Origin of the sequence: Micromonospora sp. WMMD987 (assembly GCF_029581435.1) — a bacterium.
Lineage (GTDB): Bacteria > Actinomycetota > Actinomycetes > Mycobacteriales > Micromonosporaceae > Micromonospora > Micromonospora rifamycinica.
Genome location: NZ_CP120861.1, coordinates 5,800,246 through 5,818,121 on the forward strand (window position 1 = coordinate 5,800,246; position 17,876 = coordinate 5,818,121).

At 72.2% G+C, this 17,876-nt stretch carries 17 protein-coding genes; 2 read left to right on the forward strand and 15 right to left on the reverse strand.

Features of this window, described 5'->3' with window-relative positions:
- Nucleotides 1-13 precede the first annotated feature (13 nt).
- The 9 genes from atpD to O7612_RS24565 form a co-directional block, all read right to left on the reverse strand.
- Nucleotides 14-1,471: a F0F1 ATP synthase subunit beta gene (gene atpD, locus O7612_RS24525; RefSeq protein WP_282267688.1), complete on the reverse strand. Its 1,458-nt coding sequence runs from the start codon at nucleotides 1,469-1,471 to the stop codon at nucleotides 14-16.
- A complete protein-coding gene (locus tag O7612_RS24530; protein ID WP_282267689.1) occupies nucleotides 1,471-2,400 on the reverse strand; it encodes a F0F1 ATP synthase subunit gamma in 930 nt (309 codons plus the stop codon). Before O7612_RS24530 ends, atpD begins: the two co-directional genes overlap by 1 nt.
- Before the next feature lie 9 nt (nucleotides 2,401-2,409).
- On the reverse strand, nucleotides 2,410-4,053 hold the full coding sequence (gene atpA, locus O7612_RS24535) for a F0F1 ATP synthase subunit alpha (RefSeq protein WP_282267691.1): 1,644 nt from the start codon (nucleotides 4,051-4,053) through the stop codon (nucleotides 2,410-2,412).
- Between the two features lie 87 nt (nucleotides 4,054-4,140).
- Nucleotides 4,141-4,962, reverse strand: a complete 822-nt coding sequence (locus O7612_RS24540) for a F0F1 ATP synthase subunit delta (protein ID WP_282267694.1) — start codon at nucleotides 4,960-4,962, stop codon at nucleotides 4,141-4,143.
- Nucleotides 4,962-5,501, reverse strand: a complete 540-nt coding sequence (locus O7612_RS24545; RefSeq protein ID WP_067312851.1) for a F0F1 ATP synthase subunit B — start codon at nucleotides 5,499-5,501, stop codon at nucleotides 4,962-4,964. Before O7612_RS24545 ends, O7612_RS24540 begins: the two co-directional genes overlap by 1 nt.
- A gap of 28 nt (nucleotides 5,502-5,529) precedes the next feature.
- The gene (locus O7612_RS24550; protein WP_067312849.1) at nucleotides 5,530-5,763 is read right to left on the reverse strand and encodes an ATP synthase subunit C; all 234 of its coding nucleotides are present in this window, start codon (nucleotides 5,761-5,763) and stop codon (nucleotides 5,530-5,532) included.
- 132 nt (nucleotides 5,764-5,895) lie between these two features.
- Entirely contained in the window at nucleotides 5,896-6,693 is a 798-nt protein-coding gene (atpB, locus tag O7612_RS24555) for a F0F1 ATP synthase subunit A (RefSeq protein ID WP_282267697.1), read from the reverse strand.
- 11 nt (nucleotides 6,694-6,704) lie between these two features.
- Nucleotides 6,705-6,941 carry an AtpZ/AtpI family protein gene (locus O7612_RS24560; protein ID WP_282267699.1) on the reverse strand — a complete coding sequence of 79 codons (237 nt, stop codon included), beginning with the start codon at nucleotides 6,939-6,941 and terminating at the stop codon, nucleotides 6,705-6,707.
- A gap of 173 nt (nucleotides 6,942-7,114) precedes the next feature.
- Nucleotides 7,115-7,531, reverse strand: a complete 417-nt coding sequence (locus tag O7612_RS24565) for a hypothetical protein (protein ID WP_282267701.1) — start codon at nucleotides 7,529-7,531, stop codon at nucleotides 7,115-7,117.
- 150 nt (nucleotides 7,532-7,681) lie between these two features.
- Between O7612_RS24565 and O7612_RS24570 the strand changes: the two genes are divergently transcribed.
- Entirely contained in the window at nucleotides 7,682-9,142 is a 1,461-nt protein-coding gene (locus O7612_RS24570) for an SDR family oxidoreductase (protein ID WP_282274038.1), read from the forward strand.
- Nucleotides 9,143-9,323: 181 nt separating this feature from the next.
- Here O7612_RS24570 and O7612_RS24575 read toward each other — a convergent pair whose 3' ends face one another.
- The 4 genes from O7612_RS24575 to prmC form a co-directional block, all read right to left on the reverse strand.
- A complete protein-coding gene (locus tag O7612_RS24575; RefSeq protein WP_282267703.1) occupies nucleotides 9,324-11,444 on the reverse strand; it encodes a transglycosylase domain-containing protein in 2,121 nt (706 codons plus the stop codon).
- Nucleotides 11,445-11,787: 343 nt separating this feature from the next.
- The gene (locus tag O7612_RS24580) at nucleotides 11,788-12,399 is read right to left on the reverse strand and encodes a phosphotyrosine protein phosphatase (RefSeq protein WP_282267705.1); all 612 of its coding nucleotides are present in this window, start codon (nucleotides 12,397-12,399) and stop codon (nucleotides 11,788-11,790) included.
- Nucleotides 12,400-13,044: an L-threonylcarbamoyladenylate synthase gene (locus tag O7612_RS24585; RefSeq protein ID WP_282274039.1), complete on the reverse strand. Its 645-nt coding sequence runs from the start codon at nucleotides 13,042-13,044 to the stop codon at nucleotides 12,400-12,402.
- On the reverse strand, nucleotides 13,044-13,991 hold the full coding sequence (gene prmC / locus O7612_RS24590) for a peptide chain release factor N(5)-glutamine methyltransferase (RefSeq protein ID WP_282267707.1): 948 nt from the start codon (nucleotides 13,989-13,991) through the stop codon (nucleotides 13,044-13,046). The genes O7612_RS24585 and prmC overlap by 1 nt, the downstream gene beginning before the upstream one ends.
- A gap of 105 nt (nucleotides 13,992-14,096) precedes the next feature.
- On the opposite strand from prmC, the gene O7612_RS24595 reads away from it, so the two are divergent.
- Nucleotides 14,097-15,647: a GGDEF domain-containing protein gene (locus O7612_RS24595; RefSeq protein ID WP_282267709.1), complete on the forward strand. Its 1,551-nt coding sequence runs from the start codon at nucleotides 14,097-14,099 to the stop codon at nucleotides 15,645-15,647.
- A 130-nt stretch (nucleotides 15,648-15,777) separates the two neighbouring features.
- On the opposite strand, the gene prfA is transcribed toward O7612_RS24595, so the two are convergent.
- The gene (gene prfA / locus O7612_RS24600) at nucleotides 15,778-16,866 is read right to left on the reverse strand and encodes a peptide chain release factor 1 (RefSeq protein ID WP_282267710.1); all 1,089 of its coding nucleotides are present in this window, start codon (nucleotides 16,864-16,866) and stop codon (nucleotides 15,778-15,780) included.
- A 109-nt stretch (nucleotides 16,867-16,975) separates the two neighbouring features.
- Nucleotides 16,976-17,200: a 50S ribosomal protein L31 gene (gene rpmE / locus O7612_RS24605; protein WP_067314506.1), complete on the reverse strand. Its 225-nt coding sequence runs from the start codon at nucleotides 17,198-17,200 to the stop codon at nucleotides 16,976-16,978.
- Between the last annotated feature and the right edge of the window lie 676 nt (nucleotides 17,201-17,876).

Sequence of the window (17,876 nt, forward strand, 5' to 3'; positions counted from 1 at the left end):
GCTGTCGGGGGACTCAGCCCTCCGACATCAGCTCCTTCGCCTTGCGCTCCAGGTCCTCCAGACCACCGCACATGAAGAAGGCCTGCTCGGGGAAGTGGTCGTACTCGCCCTCGCTGATCTTCTTGAACGCCTCGATGGTCTCGGCGATCGCGACCGTCGAGCCCGGCACACCGGTGAACTGCTCGGCGGCGTAGGTGTTCTGGGAGAGGAAGCGCTCGATCCGGCGGGCCCGGCCGACGGTGAGCTTGTCCTCCTCCGAGAGCTCCTCGATACCGAGGATGGCGATGATGTCCTGGAGGTCCTTGTAGCGCTGGAGGATCCGCTTGACCTCGGTGGCCACCGTGAAGTGCTCCTCGCCGACGAACTCCGGGGCGAGGATCCGGGACGAGGACGCCAGCGGGTCCACGGCCGGGTAGATGCCCTTGTCGGAGATCGACCGCTCCAGGTTGGTGGTCGCGTCCAGGTGGGCGAAGGTGGTGGCCGGCGCCGGGTCGGTGTAGTCGTCGGCGGGCACGTAGATCGCCTGGAGCGAGGTGATGGCCTGGCCCCGGACGGAGGTGATCCGCTCCTGGAGTTCGCCCATCTCGTCGGCCAGGGTCGGCTGGTAGCCCACCGCACTCGGCATCCGGCCGAGCAGGGTGGAGACCTCGGAACCGGCCTGGGTGAAGCGGAAGATGTTGTCGATGAAGAGCAGCACCTCCTGCTTCTTGACGTCCCGGAAGTACTCGGCCATGGTCAGCGCGGACAGCGCCACCCGCAGCCGGGTGCCCGGCGGCTCGTCCATCTGGCCGTAGACCAGCGCGGTCTTGTCGATGACGCCGGACTCGGTCATCTCGGCGATGAGGTCGTTGCCCTCACGGGTACGCTCACCCACCCCGGCGAAGACCGAGGTACCACCGAAGTTCCGGGCCACCCGGGTGATCATCTCCTGGATGAGCACCGTCTTGCCCACGCCCGCGCCGCCGAACAGGCCGATCTTGCCGCCCTTGACGTACGGGGCGAGCAGGTCGATGACCTTGATGCCGGTCTCCAGCATCTCGGTCTTCGGCTCCAGGTCCGCGAAGGCCGGGGCCTTGCGGTGGATGCCCCACCGGTCGTCCGCGTCGAGCGTCTCGCCCTCGGTGAGGTTGAGGCACTCGCCGATGGCGTTGAAGACGTGGCCCTTGACCGCGTCGCCCACCGGAACGGTGATCGGCGAGCCGGTGTCGATCACCTCGGCGCCCCGGACCAGACCGTCGGTCGGCTGCATGGAGATGGCCCGGATCAGGTTGTCACCCAGGTGCTGGGCGACCTCCAGGGTCAGCGTCTTCTCACCGCCGGAGAGCTTCACCTCGACGTTCAGGGCGTTGAACAGGGTCGGCATGGCGTCGCGCGGGAACTCGGCGTCGACGACCGGGCCGATGACCCGGACCACGCGACCGGTGGCCGTCCTGGTCTCTGCCGGTCCCCCGGCAACTGCGGATACAGTCATCACACTTCACTTCCCGACGCGGCCAGCGCGTTCGCGCCGCCGACGATCTCACTGATCTCCTGGGTGATCCCGGCCTGCCGGGCCGAGTTCATCTCACGCGTGTACTTCTCGATCATCTCTTCGGCGTTGTCGGTGGCGCTCTTCATCGCCCGCCGCCGGGCCGCCGACTCGCTCGCCGCCGACTCCAGCAACGCCGCGTAGATCCGCGTGTTGATGTACTTCGGCAACAGCGCGTCGAGCAGCGACTCCGCCTCCGGCTCGAACTCGTACGCCGGCAGCAGCCCCTCGGAGCGCGGCCGGTCCTCGACCTGCATCGGTCCGATGATCTTCGTGACCGGGTTCTGGGTCATCAGGCTGTGGAACTCGGTGTAGACGATGTGCAACTCGTCGATGCCGAGCACGCCGTCCGGCCCGGCGTCACCGTCGGTGTCGTCCGCCCCGGCGGTGAACGCCGCGATCAGCGTCTCGCCGACCTCACGGGCGTCGGCGAAGGTGGGCTGCTCCGAGAAGCCGGTCCAGTTCGCCGCGATCTTCCGGTTACGGAACCGGTAGAACGTCAGGCCCTTGCGCCCGATGACGTAGAGCACCGGCTCCTTGCCGTCGGCGGTGAGCCGGGCGATCAGCGACTCGGCGGTCCTGATCGCGTTGGAGCTGTACCCACCGGCGAGGCCCCGGTCCGAGGTGACCAGCAGGACGCCCGCCCGCCGCACCTGCTCGCGCGGGGTGAGCAGCGGGTGGTCGATCCGGGCGTTCGAGGCCAGCGCGGTGAGCACGCCGGTGATCGCCTGGGCGTACGGCAGGGACGCCGTCACCCGGGCCTGGGCCTTGGCGATGCGGCTCGTCGCCACGAGCTCCATCGCCTTGGTGATCTTCTTCATCCCCTTCGCCGAACGGATCCGTTGACGAAGAACGCGTACCTGGGCCGCCATGAGTCAGCCCTACTGCTTCTCGGCGTCGCCGCCGGCGTAGCGGGTGACCGTCTCGCGGTCGGCCTCGCCCTCCAGCGGCTTGGCCGGCGCGTCGTTGACCCGACGCTCGTCGGCCTTGCCCAGGAAGACCTGCTTGAACTCGGTGATGGCCGAGTCGAGCGAGGACGCGATGTCGTCGCCCCACTTGCCGTCTGCGATCGTGGCCAGCACACCCTCGTGCTTGTGCCGCAGGTACTGGAGGAACTCCGACTCGAAGCGACGGATCTCGCCGACCGGGACGTCGTCCAGCTTGCCCTCGACGCCGGCCCAGACCGAGACGACCTGCTCCTGCACCGGGTACGGCGAGTAGTTCGGCTGCTTGAGCAGCTCGACCAGCCGGGAACCCCGGTTCAGCTGGGCCTGCGAGGCCTTGTCCAGGTCGGAGGCGAAGGCGGCGAACGCCTCCAGCTCACGGAACTGGGCCAGGTTGAGCCGCAGCGAGCCGGAGACCTTCTTCATCGGCTTCATCTGGGCGGCGCCGCCGACCCGGGAGACCGAGGTACCGACGTTGATGGCCGGCCGGACGCCCTGGTTGAACAGGTCGGACTCCAGGAAGATCTGGCCGTCGGTGATGGAGATGACGTTGGTCGGGATGAAGGCCGAGATGTCGTTGGCCTTCGTCTCGATGATCGGCAGGCCGGTCATCGAGCCGCCGCCCAGCTCGTCGGAGAGCTTCGCGCAGCGCTCCAGCAGGCGGGAGTGCAGGTAGAAGACGTCACCCGGGTACGCCTCACGGCCCGGCGGGCGGCGCAGCAGCAGCGACACGGCCCGGTACGCCTCGGCCTGCTTGCTCAGGTCGTCGAAGACGATCAGGACGTGCTTGCCGCCGTACATCCAGTGCTGCCCGATGGACGAGCCGGTGTAGGGGGCGAGGTACTTGAAGCCGGCCGGGTCGGACGCCGGGGAGGCCACGATGGTGGTGTACTCCAGCGCGCCCGCGTCCTCCAGGATGCCCTTGATCGAGGCGATCGTGGAGGCCTTCTGGCCGATGGCGACGTAGATGCAGCGGACCTGCTTCTTCGGGTCGCCGGAGCGCCAGTTGTCCCGCTGGTTGAGGATGGTGTCCAGCGCGACGGTGGTCTTGCCGGTCTTCCGGTCGCCGATGATCAGCTGCCGCTGGCCCCGACCGATCGGGGTCATCGCGTCGATCGCCTTGATGCCGGTCTGCAGCGGCTCGTCGACGGACTGCCGGGACATCACGTTGGGGGCCTGGAGCTCCAGCTCGCGGTAGCCCTCGTCGGCGATGTCGCCGAGGCCGTCGATCGGCTGGCCGAGCGCGTTGACCACGCGGCCGAGGAAGGCGTCGCCGACCGGCACGGAGAGCACCCGGCCGGTGCGCTTGACGCGCTGCCCCTCCTCCAGCTTGGCGGAGTCACCGAGAACGACGACACCGATCTCCCGGACGTCGAGGTTCAACGCCACGCCGAGCGTGCCGTCCTCGAACTCCAGGAGTTCGTTGGTCATGGTCGAGGGCAGGCCCTCGACGTGGGCGATGCCGTCACCGGTGTCGGCGACGGTGCCGACCTCCTCGCGGGAGACGTCGGTCGAGTAGGAGGAGACGTAGCGCTCCAGCGCGCCGCGGATCTCCTCCGTCGAGATGGTCAGCTCGGCCATCCTCTGCTTCCTTAAGTATCAGGGGCCCGGGATACCTAGTACCGACCGGTCCGAATGGCGTCGATCAAAGGGCGGTGAGGCCGCTGGTCAGCGCTTCACGAGCGCGTTGCGGGTCTCGTTGAGGCGGCGCAGGACGGTGCCGTCGTACAGGTCGGAACCGACCCGCACGCTCACCCCACCGAGCACCTCCGGGTCGACCGTCTGCTTGACGGAAACCTCTCGACCGTACATCGCGGAAAGCCGGGCACCGAGCCGCTGCTCGTCGGCCTCACTCAACGGGGCCGCCACGGTCACGTACGCGACCTGGCGGTCCCGCCGGTCGGCGGCCAGCTCGACCAGCCGGGTGAGCGCCCCGGTGAAGGAGCGTCCCCCGAACCCGCCGAGGGCCACCTCGACGAGGCGGACGGTGACCGGCCGGGCCTTGCCGGCGAGCAGTTCCCGGGCCAGGGCGGCCCGCTGCCCGGCCGGGGCGACCGGGTCGGCCAGCGCCGCGGAGAGCGCGGACTGACCGGCGACCACCTGACCGAAGCGGAACAGCTCGTCCTCGACCTCACCGAGGTCACCGGCGGAGTCGGCGCTGGCCAGCAGCGCCTCCACGCCGATCCGCTCGGTGCCGTCGAGCAGCTCCGACGGCGTCGACCAACGGCCGGCGACCAGGCCGGACAGCAGGCCGAGCGCATCCGTGCCGATCTTGCCGGCCAGGATGCCGTCGAGCAGCGCCGCACGGTCGGCACCGCTGCGGGCCGGGTCGGACAGCGCCCGGCGCAGCCGCGGCTCGCCCCGCAGCAGCGCGGCGACGGAGAGGATGTCGTCGGCGGTGGTGGCCACCGCCGACGGCTCCGCACCGCGGACGTACGCGTCGAGGCGCTCGGCCGCGACCGCGTACGATTCCCGGCTGGCCGCCTGCATCAGCGGGCCCCCGTGCTCTCGAGGTTGCTCAGGAACCGGTCGACGGTGCCCTTGCGGCGGGCCTCGTCGGCCAGCGACTCGCCGACGATCTTGCTGGCCAGGTCGACCGCGATCGTGCCGACCTCGGTGCGCAGCTCACGCACGATGGTGGCCCGCTCCGCGGCGAGCTGCTCCTTGCCGGCCGCGATGATCCGGTCGGACTCTTCCCGCGCCTTGCCGAGGATGTCCTGCCGGATGCCCTCCGCGTCGGCCCGGGCGTCGTCCCGGATCTTGGCGGCGTCGGTACGCGCCTCGGCGAGCTGCGCGCGGTACTGCTCGAGGAGCTGGTTGGCCTCGGCCTGGGCGGCCTCGGCACGTTTGATGCCGCCCTCGATCGCGTCGACCCGGGCCTGGAACGTCTGCTCCATGCGCGGGAAGACGAACTTCATCAGTACGAAGCAGAGCACGGCGAAGGCGACGCTGCCGACCACGATCTCCTGCCAGATCGGAAGGATCGGGTTGTGCGTCGACTCACCACCCTCAGCGGCGAGGAAGTACATGGATGACCTCCTGGTCTGCGGGACTGGGTCAGCCGGCCCAGATGAAGCCGAAGGCGATGCCCAGCAGCGCGAGCGCCTCGATGACGGCGAAGCCGATCCAGACGTACGGCAGGGTCATCCGGGACGACTCCGGCTGGCGGGCGGTCGACTGGATGTAGGCGGCGAAGACCAGGCCGACGCCGATGCCCGGGCCGATGGCGGCGAGGCCGTAGCCGATGGCGGCGGTGCTGCCGGTGACCTCGGCGAGAACGCTAGCGTCCATGGGTGTGGTTCCTCCTGGGTATCTCGCGTGACTCTCACGCGGGACGACAACGGGTTGATGCGGTGGACCAGTGCTCGCTCGCGAGCCCCCGCCCGTGGACCGGCGTTCGCTGGCGAACCCCCGCCCGGTGGATCAGTGCTCGTCGGCGAGCGCGCCCTGCACGTAGCTTGCGGTGAGGACGGTGAAGACGTAGGCCTGCAGGCAGATGACCAGGAACTCGAGGAAGGTGAGCGCGATGGTCATCACCCAGGACAGCACCGAGACCGGTGCCAGCCAGGCGTTGGCGCTGAGCATCGCGAAGCCGCCGAGGGTGAAGACCAGCAGCAGCATGTGCCCGGCGAACATGTTGGCGAACAGACGCACGGCCAGCGAGAACGGCCGGACGATGAAGGTCGAGAAGAGCTCGATCGGGATCAGCAGCGGCAGGATGAACCACGGCGCCGGCGGAACCAGAGAGTTCTTGAAGTACTTCACGAAGCCGTGGTGCCGGATGCCGATGTAGTTGAACAGCACGTAGCTGATCACCGCGAGGATCGCCGGGAAGGCGATGTGCGAGTTCGGCGAGATCTGGAAGAACGGCACGATCGCGAAGAAGTTGGTCAGCAGCACGAAGCAGAACAGCGTGGTGAAGTACGGCGCGAACCGCACCCCCCGGTGCCCGAGCATGTCGACCGCGATGTTGTTGCGCACGAAGCCGTAGATGGACTCGGCGAGCCACTGCTTCTTGGTCGGGACCAGCTGCGGCTTCCGGTAGGTCGCCAGGAAGAAGATGATCAGGATGCCGACGGCGACCCACACCATCGCCGTGATCTTGGTGAACCAGTACGAGTCGTGCGCACCCCAGGGCAGGATGCTGGGCAGGTAGAAGTCCTCCACGCTGGGTGGGAATGCCGCCTGGCCCGCTGCCAGGACGTTCGCCTGTCCGAACACCGCGTCCCTTCCTATGTAGGCGTGCCGAGCCGGCGGACGACCAGGATGATCCCCCCGGCCATGCCGAGCACGACACCGATCCCGGTGGCGATGCCGCCGGAGTCGAGCCACCGGTCGACCAGCCAGCCGATGAAACCCCAGACGAGCATGCCCCCGATGAGGTACGAGAGCGCGGTCCAACCCTGACCGGCGCCGGTCGGAACGTCGCCCGGACCGCCGGTGGATGGGGGGTTTCGGTCGTCAGCCATGACGGGGCGAACGATATCAGCCGGAGAGACGAGGCTGTGCCTCACCCCCCGCACAACCGTCGTTGTGTGGGCGTCGGGCGGGCTCCTTCGTCTGGGGGCACGGTACTCCCCTTCCGCCAGTGAGAGAATGACCGCACGCCCACAGTCGTGCGGGTGTCCACCAATTGAGACGGTCAGCTCCCGGGTCGGCGGGAAAACACCCTGGTCAGCCACCAGATGTGCACCCCGGTCCAGACCACCACCCCGGCGGCGATGCCGACACAGAGCGGAACCAGCCCGTCCCACCCGGTCGACGCCACCGCCACCATCACCACACCCAGGACGGTGAACTTCACGGCGTACAGGCCCAGCCCGAGCGGAAGCACCAACTGCGGGTTGATCGCGTCGGCCCAGGCCAGCACCACGGTGCTCAGGGTGTAGCTGAGCACCGTCACCGCCACCCCCGCCGCCGCGCCGGCCGCCGCCGCACCACCGCCGGTCACCGCGCCGACCAGCGCCGCGACCGCGCCCAGCACCGCCGAGGCGACCAGCAGCACCGGCAGGTGGCGCAGCCGCCAGCCCCGGTCGTCGGCCGCCACGGCTGCGCGCACCCCGGACTCAGCCACGCCGGTACGCCCGGCAGCCGCCGGCCCGATCGACGGACGCCGGACCGGTGCCGGGCCACGCCGGGTCCGGCCCCCACGAGATGCGCTTCGCGTTCTCCACAGCGAAGAAGTCTACGGAGCCGCACACTGGTGACCGTGAGATGCCTCGTCACCGGCGCCACCGGTTACATCGGTGGACGACTCGCGCCCCGACTGCTCGCCGAGGGGCACCAGGTCCGCTGCCTGGCCCGCAAGGCCGGGCGGCTCCGCGACGTGCCCTGGGCGGCCGAGGCCGAGGTGGCCGAGGGCGACCTGCGCCGACCGGAGACACTGCCGGCCGCCTTCGCGGACGTCGACGTCGCGTACTACCTGGTGCACTCGCTCGGTCAGGCCGACTTCGAGGCGGCCGACCGGGAGGCCGCCGCCCACTTCGCCGAGGCCGCCGCGGCGGCCGGCGTACGCCGGATCGTCTACCTGGGTGGACCGGAGCCGACGGCGGACGGCGGGGTGGCCTCGCCGCACCTGCGGTCCCGGGCCGAGGTCGCCCGGATCCTGCTGGCCGGTGCGGTGCCCACCGTGGTGCTGCGGGCCGCCGTGATCATCGGGTCCGGGTCGGCCTCGTTCGAGATGCTGCGCTACCTCACCGAACGCCTGCCGGCCATGGTCACCCCCCGCTGGGTGCGCAACCGGATCCAGCCGATCGCCGTCCGGGACGTGCTGCGCTACCTGGTCGGTTGCGCCACCCTGCCACCGGAGGTGGACCGGGCCTTCGACATCGGCGGCCCGGACGTGCTGACCTTCCGGGAGATGATGCAGCGGTACGCCCGGGTCGCCGGGCTGCGTCGCCGGATCATCGTGCCGGTACGCCCGCTGACCCCGGCGCTCTCCGCGCACTGGGTGGGACTGATCACCCCGGTGCCGAACGCCATCGCCCGCCCCCTGGTGGAGAGCCTGATCCACGAGGCGGTGACCCACGAGCACGACATCGCCCGGTGGCTGCCCGACCCGCCGGGCGGGCTGACCGGCTTCGACGACGCCGTGGCGCTGGCCCTGACCAAGGTGCGCGACGCCCAGGTGGAGACCCGCTGGTCGAACGCGAGCGGCCCGGACGCCCCGGCCGAGCCCCTGCCGTCGGACCCGGACTGGTCCGGCGGGACCGCCTACACCGACGTCCGGGAGCAGGAGGTGGCCGCACCGCAGGCCGCGCTCTGGCGGGTCATCGAGGGCGTCGGCGGCGAGCACGGCTGGTATTCGTTCCCGCTCGCCTGGTCGGTGCGCGGCTGGCTGGACAGGTTGGTCGGCGGGGTGGGGCTGCGTCGGGGCCGCCGCGACCCGCACCGCCTCCAGGTCGGCGAGGCGCTGGACTTCTGGCGGGTGGAGGAGATCGTCCCCGGGGAACTGCTGCGGCTGCGCGCCGAGATGCGGTTGCCCGGCCGGGCCTGGCTGGAGCTGCGCGCCGAACCGGCCGGCGACGGCCGCAGCCGCTACGTCCAACGCGCCGTCTTCCTGCCACGCGGCCTCCCCGGCCACCTCTACTGGCTCTCGGTGGCCCCCTTCCACGCCGTCATCTTCGGCGGCATGGCCCGCAACATCGCCAACCACGCCCCCACCCCCTAATCCCCCACCCCGCCCCCGCCCCCGCCCCACCCCCGGCTCCTGTCGATCATGGAGTTGTGGTGGACGGATCAGACCGCTTTGACCCGTTCTGCGGGCACCACAACTCCATGATCGACGGGCAAGGGTGGGGCGAGGGTGGGGCGAGGGTGGGGGTGGGGGTGGGGGGTGGGGGTGGGGTGGGTCAGTTGCCGTTGCGGGGGGTGGGGGCGAGGCGGTAGGTGATCGACTCGCCGGGGGGGACGAAGTCCCGGACCGGGGTGTCGGACAGGGCGTCGGCCAGAATCCGGCCCACCGCGTCGACCATCCGGGACTGGACGGCGGCACCGACGGCGTCCCGCGGATCGTCCGGGTTGGCGGCGATCTGGGCCACCGCGAGCTGCGGGGTGAAGGCCACCACCGACTCGGTCTCGTTCCGCTCCGAGCTGCCGGTCTTGCCGGCCACCGGGCGACCCAGCCCCGGCCGGAGCTTCTCCGCCGTGCCCCCGTCGCAGCGGCGGTACATCGACTGGTCGCCGACCGGGCAGCGGGCCGCGTCGGCGGCGGCGCGGGCCACCTCGGTGTCGATCACCTGCCGACAGTCGGGCCGGGCGGCGGCCACCTCCCGGCCGGCGCTGTCGGTGATCGACACCACCGGCAGCGGCGCGCACCAGGTTCCCTCGGCGGCCACCGTGGCGTACGCGTTGGCCAGGTCGAGCGGGGTGGTGGAGGAGACCCCGAGGGTGAACGCCCCCCAGTCCCGGGCGCTGTGCCGGGCCAGCGCGGCATCGTCGGGGGCGCGGAACCGGATGCCCAGCCGCTCGGCCATCTCCACCACCCGGTCCGCGCCGACCCTCTCGGTGAGCCAGGCGAAGTAGGTGTTCACCGAGCGGCCGAAGGCGGTCCACATGGTCCGGTAGCCGTCCATCCACTCGGGGGTGGCGTTGGCCGGGCACCACCGCCCGCCGCAGCCGGACCGGGCGTCGTCGGTCGGGAACCGGGTCACGATCCGGCTCGGCGCGGCGAAGCCGGTCTCCAGCGGCAGCCCGGACTCCAGGGCCGCCAGCAGGGCGAACAGCTTGAACGTCGAGCCGGCCTGATAGCCCTCGATGCCGTTGCCACCGGCGATCAGCTGGTTGACCGTGTTCGGATGGTTGCGCTGCCCGGCCGGGTTGGGGTCCACGCTGTAGTTGCGGTTCACCGCCAGGGCGAGCACCCGTCCGGTGCCCGGCTGGACCACCGCCACGGGCGCGGCCCGGGGATCGTCGACGTCGTAGATGTCGGCCACCTGCCGCACGGCCGCCCGCTGCACGGCCGGGTCGAGCGAGGAGACGATCCGGAATCCACCCCGGCGCAGGTTGTCCTGCCGTTCGGCGGCGGTGGCGCCGAAGGCGGGCTGGTCGCTCCACCACTGGGTGAACCAGTCGCAGAAGAAACCCCAGTCGTTGCGTGCCTCGGGCACGGCGGTGCAGTCGTTCGGTGTCCGGCTGGGCCGCAGCACCAGCGGGGCGTCCCGGGCCGCCGCCGCCTCGGCCGGCGGCACCTGGCCCAGCGCCACCATCCGGTCCAGCACGTACGACCGGCGGCTCAGCGCCGCGTCGGCGTCGCCGTTGATCGGGTCGTCGGTGTCCGGGGACCGGACCAGCCCGGCCAGCAGTGACGCCTGGGCCAGGGTCAGCCGGGCCGGGGTGGTGGAGAAGTAGCGTTTCGTCGCCGCCGCGATGCCGTACGCCCCGGCGCCGAAGTACGCGATGTTGAGGTAGCGGGTGAGGATCTCGTCCTTGGTCAGCTCGCGTTCCAGCGCCAGGGCGTACCGCATCTCCTGGAGCTTGCGGGCCGTGCTGATCTCGGTGGCCTTCTTCCGCTGCTCCTTGGTCAGCCGGGGGTCGTTGCTGAGCACGTTGCGGACGTACTGCATGCTCAGCGTGGAAGCGCCCTGGCGGGTCCGGCCGTCGCGCTGGTTGGCGGTGAACGCCCGCACCACGCCCCGCGGGTCGACGCCCCGGTGCTGGTAGAAGCGGGCGTCCTCGGCGGCGACGATGGCCTGCCGCATCACCGGGGCCACCTTGGCCAGCGGCACGTCCACCCGGTCCTCGGTGTAGAACGAGGTGACCAGGGTGACGCCGTCGGCGGCGTACAGGGTGGAACGTTGGGCGGTGGGCGGGGTGCGCAGGGTGTTGGGCAGTTCGGCGTAGGAGGACGCGAGCCCGCCGAAGCCGATGCCGAACACCAGGGCGAGCGGCAGGGCCGCCGCTGCCAGCACCAGCCCGGCGAGCACGCCGGCGAGCAACACGGTGAACACCTTGTGGAGGTGGGCCCGGATCATCAGTACTCCCCGCAGGAGTCGTCAGGACCCGTTCAGCATGACCCGCAAAACCACCCGAACTCTCATCTTCCCGCAAAAACGGATTAAGCGCCCGGGGCGGACACGGCGCGCGGAGCCGGACACGCCGCCCCGGTCACCCGGACGAGACCGCACCGTCACCACGGGCGGCCGACCGCGGCGGACCACAGCCGGACCCGACCCCGGGGCCGGCGGTCAGGTGACCCGACCGGGCCGGCGGTCAGCGTGACCCGACCGGGCCGGCGGTCAGCGTGACCCGACCGGGCCGGCGGTCAGCGTGCCCCGACCGGGCCGGAACGGCGGTACGGCGGGAGAAACGGCGGGGTCAGGGCAGCAGGGCCGAGGTGAGCGGGTGCACCGTCTCCTCGATCTCGTCGGCCACCCGGCTGAAGCACTGGTCGCCCCGGCCCCACGGATCGTCCAGGTCGTCGGAGTGCACCGCGGCCGCACCCTGCCGCGCCGCGTCGGCCGCCGCCACCAGGGCGACCCCCCGGGCGTACACCGCCTCCGGAACGGCCCGGGCCGGCGGCAGGGCGGCGGTGTCCAGCACGCCGAGCAGCCGGCCGAACTCCCCCAGCACGAAGGTGCGCGAGGCCGCGTCCGGCCGGAGCGCCACCACGTACTCCTGCTGGTCGGCGGTGGCGGTGAGGACGAGGTCGGCGGCGTCGATCAGGTCGGACCGCAGCTTGCGGGCGGCGAAGCCCTCGACGTCACCACCCCTGCTGAGCACCTGCCGGGCAGCGGGCGGGTTCATCTCCTCCCCCGCGTGCCAGCCACCGGTCCCGGCGCTGTGGCTGTGCAGCAACGCGTCCGAGCCGGCCGGGTCGACACCGAGCCGGCCCAGCCGCTCCCGGACGGCCAGCACCAGCAACCGCTCGGCCATCGGGGAACGGCAGATGTTGCCCATGCAGACGTGCAGGACGGTGAACGGCGGCACTCAGGCCCCCCGCTCGTCGAGGATGTCCGGCGCGACCTCACGGAGCTGGTCCAGGTCGATCGCGCCGGCCCGGAGCAACCGGGGCGTCTCACCGGTCAGGTCGACGATGGTGCTCGGCACCGGGTCGGGGCACGCGCCCGCCTCCAGATAGACACGCACCGAGTAACTGAGCTGGTCCCGGGCCTCCTCGGCGGTCAACGCGGCCGGCTGACCCACCTTGTTGGCCGCGGCCACCGCCATCGGGCCGGTCTCCCGCAGCACCTCCAGCGCCACCGGGTGCAGCGGCATCCGCACGGCGACCGTCCCGCTGGCGTCGCCCAGGTCCCAGGCGAGGCTCGGCGAGTGCTCCACCACGATGGTCAACGCCCCCGGCCAGAACGCCTCCACCAGGTCACGGGCCGCCTTGGGCAGCGAGAAGACCAGGCCGTCGAGGGTGTGCCGGGAGCCGATCAGCACCGGCGGCGCCTGTTGGCTGCCGCCCCGGGCATCGGATAGCGCCCGCACCGCGTACGGGGTGAACGCGTCCGCGCCGATCCCGTAGACCGTGTCGGTGGGCAGAACGACCAGCTCGCCGTTCTTGACCGCCTCGATCGCCGCGGCCACCCCGCGGTCCCGGTCGGCGGGCGACCGACAGTCGTAGAGCATCACGAGGAGCCAGTCTGCCACGCCGGCCCACCGACGGCGTGCGGGCCGTCCGACCCGCGGGACGCGGTGGCGAACCGCGCCCGGCCGGCCAGGTCCCGGTGCGCCCGCACCGCCGTGTACCGGCCGTCCGCGGCGAGCAACGCCGGCACCGCCGCGCCGTGCGTGTCGTCGTGCTCGACACCCAGGTCACCGCCGGGGCGCAGCAGGTCGGCCGCCCGGCGCAGCACCGGCCGGACCACCGCCAGGCCGTCCACCCCGCCGAACACCGCCTCGTCCGGGTCGAACCCGGCCACCTCCGGCGGGACCACCACCGCACGCGGCACGTACGGCGGGTTGCACAGCAGTACGTCCACCGCACCGACCAGGTCGGCGAGCAGCTCCGGGTCGGTGACGTCGGCGGCCACCACCTCGACCGGCCGGTCCCCGGCGGCGGCCCGACCGGCCGCGTTGCGCCGCAGCCAGGCCAGTGCGGCGGGGGACCGCTCCACCGCCACCACCCGGGCCGTCGGGACCTCCTGGGCCACCGCCAGCGCGACCGCCCCGGAACCACTGCACAGGTCGACCACCACCGGGGCCGGGCGGGTCGACGCCCGCTCGATCCCCCAACCGGCCAGCAGCTCCGTCTCCGGGCGGGGCACGAAGACCCCCGGCCCGACCGCCAGCTCCAGGTGCCGGAAGCCGGCCCGCCCGGTCAGGTGCTGCAACGGCTCACGGTCGGCCCGGCGGGCCACCAGGACGTCGTACCGGTCCCGCTGGGCCGGGGTGAAGCCGTCGGCCAGGGCCAGCCGCCCCCGGGGCACGCCCAGCACGTACGCGGCGAGCTGCTCCGCCTCGGAACGGGCCGAGGCCACCCCGGCGGCGGCGAGGGCACGGGCGGCGCGGGCCACCACCGGCGAGGGCCGCTCGCGTTCTGTCCCTTCGGACGGGTGGCGCGGAAGTGAGGTCACGACATAATCATGAGGCGTCGTCGGCCGCGCCACGTACGGGTGGGTCCAACGCCGGCCGGTGCCGACGCGGCTCGTCCGATCGCGCGCCGACAGGAGGTTCACCAGGTGGGGTGGCTCGACCGGGTCGACGACCAGGTTGACGCCCTGACGCACGCCCGCCACCTCCAGGAGGCCAGCCGCTCGGCCGAGGCGATCGTGGTGCTCGACCGGGTGCTGCGCACCACCACCGACCCGTACACCAGGGCCGACGCGCTGGTGCAACGGCTCTGCGCGCTGATCAACCTCGGCCGGACCGCCGAGTTCACCCTGGCCATCGAGGACGCCTCCGGTGCCGTCCGGGACCTCGCCGAGCCCTACCTGCACGGGCATCTCAACGCGTTGGCGGCGCTGGCCGCGCACCACCAGGGCGCGCTGGACCGGTGCGTCACCCACCTGGTCCGGGCGGCCCGCGCGCTCGGCGCCGCCGAGGACCGCGACCGGGACACCGCCTGGGGCTGGCACGACCTGGCGATGGCGTACTCCTACCTCAGCTTCCACGGCTACGCGCTCGGCGCGATCGAACGGGCCCGCCAGCACGGCGCCGCCGCCGGCATCCCGGAGGAGACCTTCGCCGCGCCGGGCATCCGGCTGCGCAACGCCGTCGCGCTGGACCACAACGGCGACAGCGACGGCTGCCTGCGGGTGCTCCGCGACATCGCGGCCGACCTGTCCCGGTTCACCGCCGACGGTCGGGCCGACCGGCTGCGACCGAGCAGCCTCGCCGCGTACGGTTACGCGGCGGTCCGCCGGGCCGCGCTCGGCGACGCAGCCCCGGTCGGCCCGGAGCCGGCCCGGTTGCTCGACCACGGCGGTGACAGTGCCCGCGCCCGGGACATGCGCCAGCTCGGCCACGTGTGCCTGGCGGTGGCCGACGAACGCCCGATCGAGGCGATCACCCGACTGGACTCGGCCCGGGTGTCGGCCGAGACGCTCGGCGCGGCGGAGGCGTCCCGGCTCCGCAGCATCGCCCTGTCCCGGGCCGGTGACCACGCCGCCGCGCACCGCGCCGACCGGCGGGCGTTCCGGCTGGCCGCGCAGCGCAACGACCGGCTGCGGGACGTCTACATCGACGGCATCGCGGCCCGGATCGACCACGAGGAGATGCGCCGGGAGGCGGCCCGCTACGAGGGTGAGGCGCTGACCGACCCGCTGACCGGCCTGGCCAACCGGCGTCAGCTGGAGCGGCACATCGCCTCGGTGGTGTCCCGGGGCGAGCGGGTGGTGATCGGCGTCTGCGACCTGGACGGCTTCAAGGCGGTCAACACCACCCACGGCCACCACTCCGGCGACCTGGTGCTGCAACGCATCGCCGGGGTGATCAACCGGGTGATGCGCCGCGGCGACTTCGTGGCCCGCTACGGTGGCGACGAGTTCGTGGTGGTGCTCTCCGGGGCCGGCATGACCGAGGCCGCCGAGGTGGCCCGCCGGATCGACGCGGCCGTGCGCACCGAGGACTGGGAGTCGCTGGTGCCCGGCACCCCGGTCGGCGTCAGCATCGGTTTCGCCGAGGTCCACGGCGGCGGTGGCGGCACCGCCGTGCGCGACGCGCTCGGCAGCGCGTTCGAGATCGCCGACCGGGAGATGCTGCGGGCCAAGGCCCGCTCCCGGGTCTGCTGACCCACCCCGGCAGGGATCAGACGGATCAGTTCGGTGTCGCCCGGGGCCGGGCGGCACGGATCAGCTCGGTGTCGCCCGGGGCCGGGCGGCACGGATCAGCTCGGTGTCGCCCGGGGCCGGGCGGCACGGATCAGTGCCGGGTCAGTTCGGTGTCGCCCGCGAGCCGGGCGGCACGGTCGGCCTCGGTGAGGGCGTCGAGGACGCCGTCCAGCTCCCCGGCGAGGGCCAGGTCGAGGTTGTACGCCGTGTAGCCGATCCGGTGGTCGGTGATCCGGTTCTGCGGGAAGTTGTAGGTGCGGATCCGTTCCGAGCGGTCCACCGTGCGCACCTGCGCCTTGCGGGCGTCCGAGGCGGCGGCGTCGGCCTGTTCCTGGGCCACCGCCAGCAGCCTGGCCCGCAGGATCCGCATCGCCTGCTCGCGGTTCTGCAACTGGGACTTCTCGTTCTGGCAGGAGACCACCACGCCGGTCGGCAGGTGGGTGATCCGGACCGCCGAGTCGGTGGTGTTCACCGACTGCCCACCCGGCCCGGAGGACCGGAACACGTCGATCCGCAGGTCGTTCGGGTCGATGGTGACGTCGACGTCCTCGGCCTCGGGCAGCACCAGCACGCCGGCCGCGCTGGTGTGGATGCGTCCCTGCGACTCGGTGACCGGAACCCGCTGCACCCGGTGCACGCCGCCCTCCCACTTGAGCCGGGACCAGACCCCGTTGCCGCCGTCCGGGACTCCCTTGGTCTTGATCGCCAACGAGACGTCCTTGACCCCGCCGAGGTCGGAGTCCTGCGCGTCGATCACCTCGGTCAGCCAGCCGTGCCGCTCGGCGTACCTGGTGTACATCCGCAGCAGGTCCCCGGCGAAGAGCGCCGACTCCTCCCCGCCCTCGCCGGCCTTGATCTCGATGATCACGTCCTTGGCGTCGTGCGGATCCCGGGGGATCAGCAGCTCGGCCAACCGTTCCTCGAGCACCGGCAGGGTCGCCGCGATCGACTCCGCCTCCTCGGCGAAGGCCGGTTCCTCGGCGGCCAGCTCCCGGGCCGCGACCAGATCGGCGCGGGCCTGCTCCAGCTCAGCGGCGGCCTTGTGCAGCGGGACCAGCTCGGCGTAGCGGCGGCCGACCCGGCGGGCGGTGTTCTGGTCGGCGTGGATGGCCGGGTCGGCCAGCCGCTTCTCCAGCTCGGCGTACTCGTCGAGGAGGGCGGCCAGGCGCTCGCTGCTCATACGGGGTGCTCCTTCGACGGGGACGGCGGGGCGCAGGACGGCGGAAGTAGGCGGAACGGACGAACGCCCGCGTCCGGCACGGGGCCGGACACGGGCGTCGTCGGTGGAGCTACTTGGCCTTCTTCGCCTGAACCTTGGCGTACTTCTGCTGGAACTTGGCGACCCGGCCGGCGGTGTCGAGCACGCGCTGCTTACCGGTGTAGAACGGGTGGCAGGCGCTGCAGGTCTCGACGCTGATCGCACCACCCTTGGCGGTGCTGCGGGTGGTGAAGGAGCTGCCGCAGGAGCACTTGACCTCGGTGGTCACGTACTCGGGGTGGATGTTGGGCTTCATGTCGCCTCGGTCCTTTCGTCAGGTGGTCGCCGGGTCGCCGCTGATCCCCCGTCGCCTGGTGCGCGACGGACTCGGGCGTGAACCGGAACCGGTGGCCGATTGACCAGTGTGCCATGGGCGTGAGCCGACCCGTCGGGCGGGCCACACGATCGGTCCGGCAGTGGTAACGCCCGCCCACCGGGCCGCATTCCCGCCGCTCCCGACCCACATTCCTCCTCCGGCACGGTGACCGACGCGAGCAGCTGGGCGGGGCTCAGCCGGGCGGGCGGGGCGCAGCCGGGCGGGCGGGGCGCAGCCGGGCGGGCGGGGCGCAGCCGGGCGGGCGCGAGCAGCCGGGCGGGGTGCAGCCGGGCGGGCGGGCGAGCAGCCGGGCGGCGCTCAGCCGGGCGCGGGCGGCGCGGCCGGACCGGGCGGGCTCCTCCCCCAGGTTCAGGAGCCCGCCCGACGGGGCAGCCGAGCGGCGGACGCCTCCCCAGGCCTCTTCCGCCGCCCTCCGTGATCGCGCCCCGGCCGGATGGACCGCGAACCCGCCTACCCAGTCAACCCGGCCACGCACAGGATTTTCAAGAGCTGGAATCCCACCGAAAGAAAGTTCTACGTGGGAATTTCCCTGCAACAGCAGTTCCGGGTACGACGAAGGGCACGGCCGCTGCGGCCGTGCCCTTCGTGTCGGTCT